Origin of the sequence: Streptomyces rubrogriseus, assembly GCF_027947575.1 — a bacterium.
GTDB classification, from domain to species: Bacteria; Actinomycetota; Actinomycetes; order Streptomycetales; family Streptomycetaceae; genus Streptomyces; species Streptomyces rubrogriseus.
In genome coordinates, this window is sequence record NZ_CP116256.1 from 2,084,371 (window position 1) to 2,100,340 (window position 15,970).

The window sequence follows — 15,970 nt, forward strand, 5'->3', positions numbered from 1 at the left end:
TCAGTGCGGGGTCGTACGGTGGAACCCATGCGGCCCGTTTCCCAGATCGAACGCACGGTGGCGCCCTTCGAGGTCGTCAGCCCCTACCAGCCGAGCGGTGACCAGCCGACGGCCATCGCCGAGCTGGCCCGGCGCGTCCAGGCAGGCGAGAAGGACGTCGTCCTGCTCGGCGCGACCGGCACCGGCAAGTCCGCCACCACCGCGTGGATGATCGAAAAGCTCCAGCGCCCCACCCTGGTGATGGCGCCGAACAAGACCCTGGCCGCCCAGCTGGCCAACGAGTTCCGCGAGCTGCTGCCGAACAACGCCGTCGAGTACTTCGTCTCGTACTACGACTACTACCAGCCCGAGGCCTACGTCCCCCAGTCGGACACCTACATCGAGAAGGACTCCTCGATCAACGAGGAGGTGGAGCGCCTGCGCCACTCCGCCACCAACTCGCTGCTCACCCGCCGTGACGTCGTCGTGGTCGCCTCCGTGTCCTGCATCTACGGCCTCGGCACCCCGCAGGAGTACGTGGACCGCATGGTCCCGCTGCGGGTGGGCGAGGAGCACGACCGGGACGAGCTGCTGCGCCGCTTCGTCGACATCCAGTACACGCGCAACGACATGGCCTTCGCGCGCGGCACCTTCCGGGTGCGCGGCGACACGATCGAGATCTTCCCGGTCTACGAGGAGCTGGCCGTCCGCATCGAGATGTTCGGCGACGAGATCGAGGCCCTGTCCACCCTCCACCCGGTCACCGGCGAGATCATCAGCGACGACCAGCAGCTGTACGTCTTCCCGGCCTCCCACTACGTCGCCGGTCCCGAGCGCCTGGAGCGTGCGGTCAACGACATCGAGAAGGAGCTGGCCGAGCGCCTGACCGAGCTGGAGAAGCAGGGCAAGCTCCTGGAGGCCCAGCGGCTGCGGATGCGCACCACGTACGACATCGAGATGCTCCGCCAGATCGGCTCCTGCTCCGGCGTGGAGAACTACTCGATGCACTTCGACGGCCGCTCACCCGGCTCCCCGCCGAACACACTGCTCGACTACTTCCCGGACGACTTCCTGCTCGTCATCGACGAGTCGCACGTCACCGTGCCGCAGATCGGCGCCATGTACGAGGGCGACGCCTCCCGCAAGCGGACCCTGGTCGACCACGGCTTCCGGCTGCCCTCCGCCCTCGACAACCGCCCGCTGAAGTGGGAGGAGTTCCAGGAGCGCATCGGACAGACCGTCTACCTGTCGGCGACCCCGGGCGCCTACGAGCTCTCCCGTTCGGACGGCGCCGTCGAGCAGATCATCCGCCCGACCGGCCTGGTCGACCCGGAGGTCGTCGTCAAGCCCACCGAGGGCCAGATCGACGACCTGGTGCACGAGATCCGCCGGCGGACCGAGAAGGACGAGCGCGTCCTGGTCACCACCCTCACCAAGAAGATGGCCGAGGACCTCACCGACTACTTCGTGGAGCTCGGAATCCAGGTCCGCTACCTGCACAGCGACGTGGACACGCTGCGCCGGGTCGAGCTGCTGCGCGAGCTGCGCGCCGGCGAGTACGACGTCCTGGTCGGCATCAACCTGCTGCGCGAGGGCCTCGACCTGCCCGAGGTGTCCCTGGTGGCGATCCTCGACGCCGACAAGGAGGGCTTCCTGCGCTCCGGCACCTCCCTCATCCAGACCATCGGCCGCGCGGCGCGCAACGTCTCCGGCCAGGTCCACATGTACGCGGACAAGATCACGCCGGCGATGGAGAAGGCCATCGACGAGACCAACCGCCGCCGCGAGAAGCAGGTCGCGTTCAACAAGGCGAACGGCGTCGATCCGCAGCCGCTCCGCAAGAAGATCAACGACATCGTGGCGCAGATCGCCCGCGAGGACGTCGACACCGAACAGCTCCTCGGCTCGGGCTACCGCCAGACGAAGGAGGGCAAGGGCGCCAAGGCTCCCGTGCCCGCGCTGGGCGGCCAGGCGACGGGCGGAGCCAAGGCGGCCAGAGGCAGGGCCAAGGAGACCGCGGTGACCGACCGTCCCGCGGCGGAGCTGGCCGAGCAGATCGAGGACCTCACCACCCGGATGCGGGCGGCCGCGGCCGACCTCCAGTTCGAGATCGCCGCCCGGCTGCGCGACGAGGTCTCCGAAATGAAGAAGGAACTGCGCCAGATGCGGGAGGCGGGCCTGGCCTGACGGCCCCCTCCGGGCACGCGCTGTGTTGCAAGACCGACACAAAGCGCGGACCGGGGTGGGGCACTGTCAGTGCCCCTGCGTAGGGTTCTGGTCAACCGCGGGGACCGCGGCAACAGGGGACAGTTCGAGAGGGGATCAGCGCGTGACCGTCAACATGACCAAGGGTCAGGCCATCAGTCTGCAGAAGAGCGACGGCGGCAGCCTGACGTCGGTGCGGATGGGTCTCGGCTGGCAGGCGGCTCCCCGGCGCGGCCTGTTCGGTTCGCGCACCCGGGAGATCGACCTGGACGCCTCCGCGGTCCTCTTCGCGGACAAGCAGCCGGTCGACGTCGTCTTCTTCCGCCACCTGGTGAGCGACGACGGCTCGGTGCGCCACACCGGAGACAACCTCGTCGGCGGTGTCGGCCAGGGCGGCGACGACGAGGCGATCCTCGTCGACCTGCAGCGCGTTCCGGTCCACATCGACCAGATCGTCTTCACGGTGAACTCCTTCACCGGCCAGACCTTCCAGGAAGTGCAGAACGCCTTCTGCCGCCTGGTCGACGAGACCAACGGCCAGGAACTCGCCCGCTACACGCTGGCCGGCGGCGGGGCCTTCACGGCCCAGATCATGGCCAAGGTGCACCGCGCGGGCCAGGGCTGGTCGATGACCGCTATCGGCACCCCGGCCAACGGCCGCACCTTCCAGGACCTGATGCCGGCGATCCTGCCGGTCCTGTAGCAGCCGGCCCGCGGCAGTCCGGCCCGCAGCAGTCCGACACGAACCGGCCGGTCCCGCGCGCGGGACCGGCCTCACCCGCATGACGCCTCGCGGGTGGCAGACGAATGACACAGGGGGAAAGGCGATGACGGCCGAGCTGACGCGGGGACAGAACCACCCGCTTCCCCGGGCTCGTCTCGAGATCCGGGTCTCGGCCGGTACGCCGGTCGTGGCCGGGGCCACGCTCGGCGACGAGAACGGCACGATCCACGGCGTCGAACGGGTGGTCCACCCCGGTGCGCCCACCCTGCCGGGCCTGGAGGTCTCCCGGCAGGCCGCCGCCGACCACCGTCTCGCGGTGGACCTGGACGCCGTGCCGGACGCCGTGCACCGTGTCAGCGTGCTGCTCGCCCTGCCCACCGCCGGGCGGGGCCCGGCCAGGTTCGGGGCCGTCGCCGCCCCCTTCGTCGCCGTCACGGACCTCGACGGCGACGAGGTCGCCAGCTACACCATCACCGGCCTGGAGGCCGAGTCCGCCGTCGTCGCCCTGGAGCTCTACCGCCGCCAGGGCGCGTGGAAGGTGCGCGCCGTCGGCCAGGGCTACGCGGGCGGCCTCGCCGAGCTGCTCGCCGACCAGAAGCTGTCCCAGGCCCATCAGCTCGCGGCGGCCATTCACGAGGCGGTGGCGAGCGGACTGGCCCGTTCGATACCGGCTCCGCCGGCCGCCGCCCCGGCCCACCGGCCGGACCACGGCACCACTCCCGGGGCCGGCCCCGGTGGTCCCGTCCCGCCGGCGTCCCCGTACGACCCCCAGGGGGTTCCCGCTCCCGGCCCACAGACGCCCGGGGCGCCCGGACGGCCCGGGGGACAGCAGCCGTACCCGAGCGGGCCGGGGGAGCCCGCCACGGCCAGCCAGCCGTCCGCTCCCGCCGCAGGTGGCCCGATCGACTACAGCCACCCGCGCCGGCAGAGCGCGGCGCCGCCCCCGCCCCCGCCCGCCGCACCCCCGTCCGAACCGGGTCGGCCGGCCCGGCCCGTCGCCGGTGACGCCACCGGCTGGTCCATGGAGGAGCGGCTCTACAACCAGGTGTGGGGCATGTTCGAGGACCTGGCCCGCACCACGGCCGCCTACCGCAGCGCCGTCGACTTCGCCGACTCCCGCATGGAGAAGGAGCTGGACCAGGCCCTGTCCGACCCCCGCAGCCGGATCGGCGGGCAGGGCGACGCGGCCCGGGAAGCGGCGCGCGCCCGGCACGGCCGGCTGGTGTCCCAGGCCCGGGAGGTCCTGGACCGGGACGTCGCCCAGCTCGTCGCCGAGGCCGAGGTCGTCGAACCTGCGCTGCCGACGGCCTTCGCGCGGTGGGACAACCCCGTCTGGCACGCCTACCGCGTCCCCATGGAGATCCCCATGGCCCTGCGGCTGGGCGATCTCCATCTGCCGGAGGCCGACCGCATCCGCATCCCGATGCTGATCCGGCTGCCGCTCGAGCGCGGTCTGTGGATCGACAGCGGGCGCTCCGCCTCGCTCGACGGGTCGTTCGCCGACTCGCACGAGATGCGGCGCCTCGGCCTGGAGACGGCCGTCTCCCACGCGGCCCGGCTGCTCGCCGTCTACCCGGCGGGCGAGTTCACCGTGCACGTCATCGACCCGGCCGGATCCGGGGCGCAGGCACTGGCGCCGCTGGCGCAGAGCGGGGTGCTCGCCGCGCCGCCCGCCCAGGGGGCCGCGGGGACGGCCGACGTACTGGCCCGTCTCACCCAGCGCGTCGACCTGGTCCAGATGGCGTTGCGCGGAGGTGCGCCCGACGCGCTCCCGCCCGGCCTCGACACCTCGCAGCAACTGCTGATCGTCAACGACTTCCCGCACGGTTTCGACGACCGCGCCGTCAACCAACTGCGCTACCTCGCCGACGAGGGGCCGGCCGTCGGCGTCCACCTGATGATGGTCGCCGACCGCGAGGAGTCCGCCGGGTTCGGACCGCTGCTGGATCCGCTGTGGCGCTCGCTGCTGCGGCTGACCCCGGTGGCCGACGACCACCTCGCAGACCCGTGGGTCGGGCATGCCTGGACGTACGAGCCCTCGCTCGTGCCGCCCGGCAGCCAGGTGCTCCAGGAGGTGCTCGCCCAGGTCGCCGCCGCCCGCCGGCCATGGGATCGTTGACCGGCTCCGAGCTGGCCTTTTGAGCTTTATTTGCAAATCTCTTTACCTTCCCTTGGGGATTGGGGTACTGTCGTCCGCACGGAGGGGAGTACTCCCTGTCTGTGCGGCGTACCCGTCAATACGGATCAGGCCAGATCCCGGGGCGTCGGCCCGTGGTTCCGGGCGCATCACGCGCCCCGGACACCCGGGTGGAAGAGACCTCCGGCAGCGACGACGCTGACATCTGCCGTGTGACGTACTGCCGGAGGCGTAGTGGAAGTTTCGGTGACCCTGTGGGTCCTGACCATCGTGGGCCTTGCCGCCCTCATCGCGGTCGATTTCTTCATCGGCCGCAAACCGCACGACGTATCGATCAAGGAAGCCGGTATCTGGACCGGCGTCTGGATCGCCCTGGCGGGCCTCTTCGGGCTCGGCCTGCTCCTGTTCAGCGGCGGTGAGCCCGCCGGCGAGTTCTTCGCGGGCTTCATCACCGAGAAGTCGCTGAGCGTGGACAACCTGTTCGTCTTCGTCCTGATCATGGCGAAGTTCGCGGTGCCCTCCCAGTACCAGCAGCGCGTCCTGCTCATCGGCGTGCTCATAGCCCTGGTGCTGAGGGCCATCTTCATCGCCGCGGGTGCCGCGATCCTCGCCAGCTTCGCCTGGGTCTTCTACATCTTCGGTGCCTTCCTCATCTACACCGCCTGGAAGCTCATCCAGGAGGCCAGGGCCGACGAGGAGGACGAGGAGTTCGAGGAGAACAAGCTCCTCAAGGCCGCCGAGCGACGCTTCGGTGTCGCCGACCGGTACCACGGCACCAAGCTGTGGATCGAGGAGAACGGCAAGCGGATCATGACCCCGATGCTGGTCGTGATGCTCGCGATCGGCACCACCGACGTGCTCTTCGCGCTCGACTCCATCCCGGCGATCTTCGGTCTGACGCAGGACCCGTACATCGTGTTCACGGCCAACGCGTTCGCGCTGATGGGTCTGCGACAGCTGTACTTCCTCATCGGCGGTCTGCTGAAGAAGCTGGTCCACCTGTCCTACGGCCTGTCCGTGATCCTGGGCTTCATCGGCGTCAAGCTGGTGCTGCACGCCCTGCACGAGTCCGGCGTCCACGTCCCCGAGATCAGCATTCCGGTCTCGCTCGGCGTGATCTGCTCCGTCCTGATCGTCACCACGATCACCAGCCTCCGCGCCTCGAAGAAGCAGGCCGCGGCGGAAGCGGCGGCCGCCGGGGGCGACGACACCCGCAAGGACAGCGTCGAGGCCTGATTCACCCGGGCCCGGGAGCGGCGAACGGCGCGGAGCCGTTCGCCGCTCCTCCCATGCGCGCCGGGCGTGCTCGGCGGACGAAGGCCCCCGGGCCCGGAGTGCGGCGCCCGTCGCCCTCTGCGACGATCACCGCATGGTCACCGGTCCCAGGGCGCTCCTCGCACAGTGGACGACCGTCACGCCCGTGATCGCGGTCGTACTGCTGGCCGTCACCTGGGGCCGCTCGCTGCCCGGCGTGGTCGTCGCGCTGCTCACGATCGTCCTGGCGGCCTCCGTCCTGGCCGCGGTGCACCATGCCGAGGTGGTCGCCCACCGGGTGGGCGAGCCCTTCGGCTCCCTGGTCCTCGCCATCGCGGTCACGGTCATCGAGGTCGCGCTCATCGTGACCCTGATGGTGGACGGCGGCGACAAGAGCGCGACCCTGGCCCGGGACACGGTCTTCGCGGCCGTCATGATCACCTGCAACGGCGTGGTCGGACTCAGCCTGCTGGTCGCCTCCCTGCGACACGGGACCGCGGTGTTCAACCCGGAGGGCACCGGCGCCGCCCTCGCGACGGTGGCGACCCTGGCCACCCTCAGCCTGGTGCTGCCGACCTTCACCACCAGCGCGCCCGGCCCGGAGTTCTCCACCGTGCAGCTGACCTTCGCGGCCCTGTCCTCGCTCGTCCTCTACGGCCTGTTCATCGCGACCCTGACCGTGCGGCACCGCGACTACTTCCTGCCGATCACCCGGCAGGGCGAAGTGATCACCTTCGAGGAGCACGCCCACGCACCGTCCTCCCGCACGGCTCTGACCAGCCTGGGGATGCTGGGCCTGGCACTGGTCGGGGTCGTCGGCCTCGCGAAGGGCGTGTCGCCGACCATCGAGGACGGGGTGGCGGCCGCCGGACTCCACCACGCCGTCGTCGGCGTCATCATCGCGCTGCTGGTCCTGCTCCCCGAGACCATCGCCGCGGTGCGTTCCGCGCGCCGCGACCGGGTCCAGACCAGTCTGAACCTGGCGCTCGGCTCCGCCATGGCCAGCATCGGCCTGACCATCCCCGCGGTGGCCCTGGCCTCGGTGTGGCTCACCGGGCCGCTGGTCCTCGGCCTCAGCTCCATCCACATGGTGCTGCTCGCCCTGACCGTGGTGGTGGCCTCGCTGACCGTCGTGCCGGGCCGGGCCACGCCCTTGCAGGGCGGTGTCCACCTGGTGCTGTTCGCGGCGTACCTGGAACTGGCCGTCAACCCGTAGGCGGGGCCGGGGCATCGGCGCACCGTGATAGACCGGGGACCGAGCAGCGGTCGCGCAGGGACCGCCGCACCCTCACGGACCGGAGGAACCGTGCCCCGCAGCCTGGCCAACGCCCCGATCATGATCCTCAACGGCCCCAACCTGAACCTGCTCGGCCAGCGCCAGCCGGAGATCTACGGCTCCGACACCCTCGCCGACGTCGAGGCACTGTGCGTGAAGGCGGCGGCCGCGCACGGCGGCACGGTGGACTTCCGGCAGTCCAACCACGAGGGTGAACTGGTCGACTGGATCCACGAGGCCCGGCTGAACCACTGCGGCATCGTGATCAACCCCGCCGCCTACTCGCACACGTCCGTCGCCATCCTGGACGCGCTCAACACCTGCGACGGGCTGCCGGTGGTGGAGGTCCACATCTCCAACATCCACCAGCGAGAGCCGTTCCGGCACCACTCCTACGTCTCGCAGCGCGCCGACGGCGTCGTCGCGGGGTGCGGTGTGCAGGGGTACGTCTTCGGTGTGGAGCGGATCGCGGCCCTGGCCGGGGCGGGCTCGGCCAGGGCCTGAGGTGCCGGGGCCGCCGGCCGGGGGCGGGGATCGAGGGGCCGGCGGCCCGTGCCGCCCAGGAGCCGTCGTTCCTGTGCGGGGCTGCCACCAGTCGACCGCGCCGGACCGGTACGCGGGGAGCGGGTGCGGCCCGCGGGTGTGTGTGAACGCTTCACACGGGGCGCGTACGCGGGGGCGCGGGCCCGTGCCCGACGCGCCGGCCCGTCACCAGCCGCGCGCCCGCCATTCCGGCAGGTGCGGCCGTTCCGCGCCGAGCGTCGTGTCGTTGCCGTGCCCGGGATAGACCCACGTCTCGTCCGGGAGCGTGTCGAAGACCTTGGTCTCCACGTCGTGGATGAGGCTCGCGAAGGCGTCCGGGTCCTTGAAGGTGTTGCCCACGCCGCCCGGGAACAGGCAGTCCCCGGTGAACACGTGCGGATGCCCGTGCGGGTCGTCGTAGACCAGGACGACGGAGCCCGGTGTGTGTCCGACGATGTGGCGTGCGGTGAGTTCCACCTGCCCCACCCGGATGGTGTCGCCGTCGTCGACCAGGACGTCGGTCGGCACCGGGATGCCCTCGGCGTCGTGCCGGCCGGCGTGGGTGCGGGCGCCGGTGGCCGCGACGACCTCGGCGAGCGCCTGCCAGTGGTCTCCGTGCCGGTGCGTGGTGACGACGGACGCGATGCCGTCGTCACCGATCGTGCCGAGCAGGGTGTGCGCGTCGTTGGCGGCGTCGATCAGCAGTTGCTCGTCGGTGGCCCGGCAGCGCAGCAGATAGGCGTTGTTGTTCATCGGGCCGACCGCGACCTTGGTGATCATCAGATCCTTGAGCTCGTGCACGTCGGCGGGCCCGCCGACCGTCACCTCTCCGCTGTACGTCATGACGGTCAGCCTAGCGCCGGGAGGCGGCCGGCAGGCTGCCTCCCGGCTGCTCACCGGAGTCCACGGGGACCTACAGCGGAGGCAGCGTCGGCAGCGCGCCGCCCTCCACCGTGAGCGCGGAGCCCGCACGGCGGCCGGCGAGCCAGCCGAGCAGGTCGGCCGGGGGGCCGGTGACGGTCACCTCGGCGGCGTCCGCCTCCCGTCCCGTGCTCCACGCGCGCGTGCCGTCGGTGAGCCGGGTCGACGGTACGTCGGGGTGACCGGCGAACCGAGCGGCGAGGAAGTCGGTCTCCCGCTCGGTGAACTCCGCCGGAAGGTCCTCAAGCTCGTAGCCGATGCCCAGGTCCACGTGGTGCAGCTCCACCTCGACCCACCTGCGGAACGGCACCCTGGAGGCCGAGTCCGTGACCCCGTTGCGCAGCTCCACCGTGCGCGACCAGTCCGCGGGGGCGGCACCGACGTCCTGGAACCGGGCGGCGCTCTCGCGCACGTCCGCGAGCTGGGCGTCGAGCGGGCGCGGGGCGTCCCGCTCGATGTCGGCGTCCCTGGCCTCGCCCGAGACGTACATGGGGCCTCCTTCGAGGACGTTCACGAGGGCGTCGGCGTTGCGGGCGAGGTGGGCGAGGACATGACCGCGACTCCAGCCGGGAAGCCGTGACGACTGCGTCACGGACGCGTTGTCCAGTTTCCCGACCGCGGTGAGCAGCCGATCGGTCGCGGCACGTACAGACGCCAGGTCATGAGCGTGATCAATCATGCTGCTGACCCTAGACCGCGCCACACCTTCGGGTGAAGGTTGCGGACGACCCCCGCAATTCGAATGCACGTGCTATAAGGTCGACTGCGGCGTCGGGCATGCTGGGAAGTCGGGGTTTGTTGACAACCGGTGAATCCGACCGGCGTTGTCAGTGGCTCCCCCTAGTCTGAGAAAGACGGGGGCCCCGCCCCTGTCACTTCTCTCAAGAAAGGTGCGGACCGGCGTGGCCGACCGTCTCATCGTCCGTGGCGCGCGCGAGCACAACCTGAAGAACGTCTCGCTCGACCTGCCTCGTGACTCGCTCATCGTCTTCACGGGCCTGTCCGGGTCGGGCAAGTCCTCCCTGGCCTTCGACACCATCTTCGCCGAGGGCCAGCGGCGCTACGTGGAGTCCCTCTCCTCCTACGCCCGGCAGTTCCTCGGCCAGATGGACAAGCCGGACGTCGACTTCATCGAGGGCCTCTCCCCGGCGGTCTCCATCGACCAGAAGTCGACCTCGCGCAACCCGCGCTCCACGGTCGGCACCATCACCGAGGTCTACGACTACCTGCGCCTGCTCTTCGCCCGCATCGGCAAGCCGCACTGCCCCGAGTGCGGCCGGCCCATCTCGCGCCAGTCGCCGCAGGCCATCGTGGACAAGGTCCTGGAGCTGCCGGAGGGCAGCCGCTTCCAGGTGCTGTCGCCGCTGGTGCGCGAGCGCAAGGGCGAGTTCGTCGACCTCTTCGCCGACCTCCAGACCAAGGGCTACTCCCGCGCGCGGGTGGACGGCGAGACCGTCCAGCTGTCCAACCCGCCCACCCTGAAGAAGCAGGAGAAGCACACCATCGAGGTGGTCGTCGACCGCCTCACGGTGAAGGACTCCGCCAAGCGGCGCCTGACCGACTCCGTGGAGACCGCACTCGGCCTGTCCGGCGGCATGGTCGTGCTCGACTTCGTCGACCTCCCCGAGGACGACCCCGAGCGCGAGCGCATGTACTCGGAGCACCTCTACTGCCCGTACGACGACCTGTCCTTCGAGGAGCTGGAGCCCCGTTCCTTCTCCTTCAACTCGCCCTTCGGCGCCTGCCCCGACTGCTCCGGCATCGGCACGCGGATGGAGGTCGACCCGGAGCTGATCGTCCCCGACGAGGACAAGTCCCTCGACGAGGGCGCCATCCACCCCTGGTCGCACGGGCACACCAAGGACTACTTCGGCCGCCTGATCGGCGCCCTCGCCGACGCCCTCGGCTTCCGTACGGACATCCCCTTCGCGGGCCTGCCGCTGCGCGCCCGCAAGGCCCTGCTGTACGGGCACAAGACCCAGGTCGAGGTCCGCTACCGCAACCGGTACGGCCGCGAGCGCCGGTACACCACGGCCTTCGAGGGCGCGATCCCCTTCGTCAAGCGCCGGCACAGCGAGGCGGAGAGCGACGCCAGCCGCGAGCGCTTCGAGGGCTACATGCGCGAGGTGCCCTGCCCCACCTGTGAGGGCACCCGCCTCAAGCCCCTCGTCCTCGCGGTCACCGTCATGGGCAAGTCGATCGCCGAGGTCTCGGCGATGTCCATCAGCGACTGCGCGGACTTCCTGGGCGAGCTGACGCTCAACGCCCGCGACAAGAAGATCGCCGAGCGCGTGCTGAAGGAGGTCAACGAACGGCTGCGGTTCCTGGTCGACGTCGGCCTGGACTACCTCTCGCTGAACCGCGCGGCGGGCACCCTCTCCGGCGGCGAGGCCCAGCGCATCCGGCTGGCCACCCAGATCGGCTCCGGACTCGTCGGCGTGCTGTACGTCCTCGACGAGCCGTCCATCGGCCTGCACCAGCGCGACAACCACCGGCTGATCGAGACCCTCGTCCGGCTCCGGGACATGGGCAACACCCTGATCGTCGTCGAGCACGACGAGGACACCATCAAGGTCGCCGACTGGATCGTCGACATCGGCCCCGGCGCGGGCGAGCACGGCGGCAAGGTGGTGCACAGCGGCTCCGTCAAGGAGCTGCTCGACAACGCCGAGTCGCAGACCGGCCTGTACCTGTCCGGGCGCAAGGCCATCCCGCTGCCCGACATCAGGCGCCCGCAGGACCCCTCCCGGCGGCTCACCGTGCACGGCGCCCGGGAGAACAACCTCCAGGACATCGACGTGTCCTTCCCGCTGGGCGTCTTCACGGCCGTCACCGGCGTCTCGGGCTCCGGCAAGTCGACGCTGGTCAACGACATCCTGTACACCCACCTGGCCCGCGAACTGAACGGCGCGCGGAACGTCCCGGGCAGGCACACGCGCGTGGACGGCGACGACCTCGTCGACAAGGTCGTCCACGTCGACCAGTCGCCCATCGGCCGTACCCCGCGGTCGAACCCGGCGACGTACACCGGCGTCTTCGACCACATCCGCAAGCTGTTCGCGGAGACGACGGAGGCGAAGGTCCGGGGCTACCTGCCCGGCCGCTTCTCCTTCAACGTCAAGGGCGGCCGCTGCGAGAACTGCGCGGGCGACGGCACGATCAAGATCGAGATGAACTTCCTCCCGGACGTCTACGTCCCGTGCGAGGTCTGCCACGGCGCCCGGTACAACCGGGAGACCCTGGAGGTCCACTACAAGGGCAAGTCCATCGCCGACGTCCTGAACATGCCGATCGAGGAGGCGACCGACTTCTTCGAGGCGGTCCCCGCCATCTCCCGGCACATGAAGACCCTGAAGGACGTCGGCCTCGGCTACGTCCGGCTCGGCCAGTCCGCGACCACCCTGTCCGGCGGTGAGGCCCAGCGCGTCAAGCTGGCCAGCGAGCTGCAGCGCCGCTCCACCGGGCGCACGGTCTACGTCCTGGACGAGCCGACCACCGGTCTGCACTTCGAGGACATCAGCAAGCTGCTGACGGTCCTCGGCGGCCTGGTCGACAAGGGCAACACGGTCATCGTCATCGAGCACAACCTCGACGTGATCAAGACCGCCGACTGGGTCGTCGACATGGGCCCCGAGGGCGGCGCCGGTGGTGGCCTGGTGGTCGCCGAGGGCACGCCCGAGCAGGTCGCGGGCGTGCCCGCCAGCCACACCGGCAAGTTCCTGCGGGACGTCCTGGGCGCCGACCGGGTCAGCGACGCCGCCCCCGTGACCAGGCCGCGCAAGGCGGCGAAGACGGTCGCGACCAAGGCCGCCGCCAAGAAGACCGCCACGAAGACGGTCACGGGCACGGCGGCCAAGAAGACGACCGCCACCAAGACGGCCAAGACCGCCAAGACAGCGGTCAAGAAGGCCGCCAAGCCCGCCGCGAAGAAGGCCACGCGGACGAGCAAGGCCTGAGTCCGACGGCGCCGGGCCCCACGGGATCATCCGCGGGGCCCGGCGCCGTCCGCGCGCCGGACACTCAGGCGCCGGCCGGCTCCACGAACCGCATGTCGAGCTGGATCTTCACGACCTCTCCGAGCAGCCCGGCGCGAAGCCCAGGCCGTACCGGCTACGCCGGACCTCCCCGTCGAATCGAACCCGGCGGGCCGGCCGGCGCCCTCCCTCGGGACGTCCACCAGCCCGCCGAACTCCACGGCCGGCGTCACCGGACGGGTCACGTCGCCGAACGTCAGCTCACCCGGACCCCGACCCGGACGCCGGACCCGGTGTCGGCACCCGTCGCGGCCCCGTCAGACGGCGACTTCGTGCGCGTACGGCGGTTCCGCGCCCGCGCGGGAACAGGTGACCGCCGCGGCGCGGGCGGCGAAGCCCAGCAGCCCGGCCCAGCCGTCCGGACTCAGGGCGGCCAGGTCCGCGTCGGCAAGAGCGTCCCGCGCCGCGAGGCCGTGCAGGAGTGCCGCGTTCACCGTGTCGCCCGCACCGATGGTGTCCACCACCTCGACACGCTCGCCCGGCACCGTGTACTCGCCCCCGTCCCGGGTGAACGCCGTCAGTCCGTCGCCACCCCGGGTGACCACGACCGCGGCCGGTCCCGCGGCGAGCCACTCCCGGGGCGTGCCGCCGAGCCACTCGGCATCCTCGGCGGACAGCTTCAGCAGCGACACCGACGGCAGCCAGCTCTTGAACCGGGCCCGGTAGGCGTCGGGGTCCGGGATCAGCCCGGCCCGGATGTTCGGGTCCAGCGCGGTGAACACACCCCGCGCGGCCGTCTCGCGCAACAGTTCCTCGTACGCGCTCGCGCCCGGCTCCAGGACCAGCGAACAGGTCCCGAAGGAGACGGCCCGGGTGCCAGACGGCAGCGCGGCGGGCAGCGCGAACAGCCGGTCGGCCGTCCCGTCCACGTAGAAGGAGTACGCGGCCGAACCGTCCGCGTCGAGCGACGCCACGGCGAGGGTCGTCGGCTCGGCCCCGCGCTGCACCGGAGAGACGTCGACGCCGGTCTCGCGCAGCCGGTCGAGCAGCGCCTCGCCGAAGCCGTCGTACGACACCCGCGAGCAGAACGCGACGGGGGAGCCGAGGCGGCCCAGCGCGACGGCCGTGTTGTACGGACCGCCACCGAGCGCGGGCCGCAGCGCGGCGAGGGCGCCCGTGCCCTGCGGTACCAGGTCGATCAGTGCCTCACCGGCGACGACGATCACGGGAGGGTCCTTTCGTGGGCCTTGGCGTGGGCTTTTCCGGACGTCCGGCGACGTGCCCGGACTTCTCGGAGAGCGGTCCGGGCTGCTCGACGCAGCCGCACGAGCCGCGGTGGACGAAGGTGCAGGGCAGTCGCAGGGTCCGCGCGGGCCGGTCCGGCTCGGCCAGGCGGTCGAGGAGCAGGCGGACGGCCTGCGCCCCGATGTCCCGGCTGGGTTGGGCGACCGCGGTGAGCCGGGGGGAGAAGAGGTCGGCCCAGGTGAAGTCGTCGAAGCAGCACAGGGCGAGGTCACCGGGTACCGACAGGCCCCGGTCCCGCAGGGCGCGCAGGGCACCGATGGTCATCGCGTTGTTGGCGGTGACCAGCGCGGTGGGCGGCACCGCCAGGGACAGCAGGTCCGCCGTGGCCCGTTCGCCGCCCGCCGCCTCGGAGTCGCCGTGGACCAGCAGCCGCTCGTCGAAGGGCAGCCCGGCGGCGGCGAGGCCGTGCCGGTACCCGGTGATCCGCTCGCGGGTCGTGCTGAGGCCGGGCCGGCCCGCGACCAGGCCGATCCGGCGGTGGCCCAGCCCGGCGAGATGGCCCACCAGGCCGGTCGTCGGCTCGGCGCCCTCGGCACCGACCTGGTCGAAGCGCGGGGCGTCCTCGCCCTCCGGTACGTCCACGATCCGGTCGAGGAACACGGCCGGCACCCGGTGGCGGGTGAGGTAGGAGACGAGTTCCCGGGGCTCGGCGGAGGGCGCGACGATCACGCCGTCCACGCGTCGCTCGTGCAGCAGCCGGACGACTTCGCGCTCGTGCGCGGGGTCGTCGTGCGGATCGGCGATGAGCAGGCCGTATCCGTGTTCCAGGGCAGTGGCCTCGACGCCCTGGAGGATCTCCGTGAAGTACGGGTTGCTGATGGCCGACACCGCCAGCCCGATGGAGCGGGTGCGGGAGGTCACCAGGGAGCGGGCGAGGGTGTTCGTGGTGTAGCCCAGTTCCTCGACGGCGTCCAGCACCGCCCGGCGGGTGTGCGGCAGCACCGGACGGGTGTCGTTGAGCACGTGCGAGACGGTCGCCACCGAGACCCCGGCACTCCGCGCCACATCGGCCATGGTCGCCACCGGGGCACCCCCTTCGCGTGCGGTCGCGCTGTGGCCGGACCGTACCCCACGGCGCCGGGTCGCGTAAACGCTTGCGCAAGCGTTTACGCGGGCTTCGGCGAAGGCCCCGCCGGAGATCCTCGCCCCGGGGCCACCCGGCCCTCGGAACCGCCCAAGCCGCCGGATATCGTCGCCCTGCACCCGCACGCCCCGGCCCTGCCCGCCCCGACCAGTGGAGATCCCATGCCCGGCCGTCCCGCCCCGAGCCGCCGTACCGTCCTGCGTTCGGCGGCCGCCACGCCCGTCGCCGGGCTCGGCCTGGCCGCCTGCTCCCCGGGCGACGACGGTGCCGCGCCGGCCAGGCCGACCGCGCCCGTGGACCTCGGCGCGGACGGAGACGTGGCCAAGGGCGCGACGAAGCTCTTCCCGGACGGGAACGTGGTGGTCAGCCGGGCCGCGGACGGCTCCCTGAAGGCGTTCAGCACGGTGTGCACGCACGCGGGGTGCCCCATCAGGAAGCTGGAGGGGACCAAGCTCGTCTGCAACTGCCACGGCAGTGAGTTCGACGCCCGTACCGGCGAGGTGCTGCACGCCCCGGCGACCGTGCCGCTCGTCGAACTGCCGGTCTCGGTCGAGCAGGGCCGGATCGTCGCGAGCCCGGGGGCCTGACC

At 71.5% G+C, this 15,970-nt stretch carries 12 protein-coding genes and 1 pseudogene; 8 read left to right on the forward strand and 5 right to left on the reverse strand.

The window, feature by feature from the left end:
- Window positions 1–27: 27 nt before the first annotated feature.
- From uvrB to aroQ, 6 genes are all read left to right on the forward strand, one after another.
- Complete coding sequence (uvrB, locus tag Sru02f_RS09130) at window positions 28–2,166, forward strand: excinuclease ABC subunit UvrB (protein ID WP_109031928.1); 2,139 nt, start codon at window positions 28–30, stop codon at window positions 2,164–2,166.
- A 142-nt stretch (window positions 2,167–2,308) separates the two neighbouring features.
- Complete coding sequence (locus tag Sru02f_RS09135) at window positions 2,309–2,887, forward strand: TerD family protein (protein ID WP_003976854.1); 579 nt, start codon at window positions 2,309–2,311, stop codon at window positions 2,885–2,887.
- 124 nt (window positions 2,888–3,011) lie between these two features.
- Window positions 3,012–5,027: a TerD family protein gene (locus tag Sru02f_RS09140; protein ID WP_373103428.1), complete on the forward strand. Its 2,016-nt coding sequence runs from the start codon at window positions 3,012–3,014 to the stop codon at window positions 5,025–5,027.
- 252 nt (window positions 5,028–5,279) lie between these two features.
- Window positions 5,280–6,281, forward strand: a complete 1,002-nt coding sequence (locus tag Sru02f_RS09145) for a TerC/Alx family metal homeostasis membrane protein (protein ID WP_109031930.1) — start codon at window positions 5,280–5,282, stop codon at window positions 6,279–6,281.
- Window positions 6,282–6,414: 133 nt separating this feature from the next.
- A complete protein-coding gene (locus tag Sru02f_RS09150; protein ID WP_109031931.1) occupies window positions 6,415–7,515 on the forward strand; it encodes a calcium:cation antiporter in 1,101 nt (366 codons plus the stop codon).
- Between the two features lie 90 nt (window positions 7,516–7,605).
- Window positions 7,606–8,079 (forward strand): type II 3-dehydroquinate dehydratase, encoded by a 474-nt coding sequence (aroQ, locus tag Sru02f_RS09155; protein ID WP_003976858.1) that lies wholly within the window; start codon window positions 7,606–7,608, stop codon window positions 8,077–8,079.
- A 204-nt stretch (window positions 8,080–8,283) separates the two neighbouring features.
- On the opposite strand, the gene Sru02f_RS09160 is transcribed toward aroQ, so the two are convergent.
- Both Sru02f_RS09160 and Sru02f_RS09165 read right to left on the reverse strand, forming a co-directional pair.
- Window positions 8,284–8,940, reverse strand: a complete 657-nt coding sequence (locus Sru02f_RS09160; RefSeq protein WP_109031932.1) for an MBL fold metallo-hydrolase — start codon at window positions 8,938–8,940, stop codon at window positions 8,284–8,286.
- Window positions 8,941–9,010: 70 nt separating this feature from the next.
- A complete protein-coding gene (locus tag Sru02f_RS09165) occupies window positions 9,011–9,697 on the reverse strand; it encodes a maleylpyruvate isomerase family mycothiol-dependent enzyme (protein WP_109031933.1) in 687 nt (228 codons plus the stop codon).
- Window positions 9,698–9,920: 223 nt separating this feature from the next.
- Here Sru02f_RS09165 and uvrA point away from each other — a divergent pair, with 223 nt between their 5' ends.
- Complete coding sequence (uvrA, locus tag Sru02f_RS09170) at window positions 9,921–12,974, forward strand: excinuclease ABC subunit UvrA (protein WP_109031934.1); 3,054 nt, start codon at window positions 9,921–9,923, stop codon at window positions 12,972–12,974.
- Window positions 12,975–13,038: 64 nt separating this feature from the next.
- On the opposite strand, the pseudogene Sru02f_RS09175 reads toward uvrA, so the two are convergent.
- The 3 genes and pseudogenes from Sru02f_RS09175 to Sru02f_RS09185 form a co-directional block, all read right to left on the reverse strand.
- Window positions 13,039–13,258 (reverse strand): annotated as a pseudogene (locus Sru02f_RS09175) (YceI family protein); the annotation flags it as partial.
- A gap of 51 nt (window positions 13,259–13,309) precedes the next feature.
- A complete protein-coding gene (locus Sru02f_RS09180) occupies window positions 13,310–14,218 on the reverse strand; it encodes a carbohydrate kinase family protein (protein ID WP_109031935.1) in 909 nt (302 codons plus the stop codon).
- Window positions 14,199–15,320, reverse strand: a complete 1,122-nt coding sequence (locus tag Sru02f_RS09185) for a LacI family DNA-binding transcriptional regulator (RefSeq protein ID WP_244941836.1) — start codon at window positions 15,318–15,320, stop codon at window positions 14,199–14,201. The genes Sru02f_RS09180 and Sru02f_RS09185 overlap by 20 nt, the downstream gene beginning before the upstream one ends.
- A gap of 222 nt (window positions 15,321–15,542) precedes the next feature.
- Here Sru02f_RS09185 and Sru02f_RS09190 point away from each other — a divergent pair, with 222 nt between their 5' ends.
- A complete protein-coding gene (locus tag Sru02f_RS09190) occupies window positions 15,543–15,968 on the forward strand; it encodes a Rieske (2Fe-2S) protein (protein WP_109031936.1) in 426 nt (141 codons plus the stop codon).
- Window positions 15,969–15,970 lie beyond the last annotated feature (2 nt).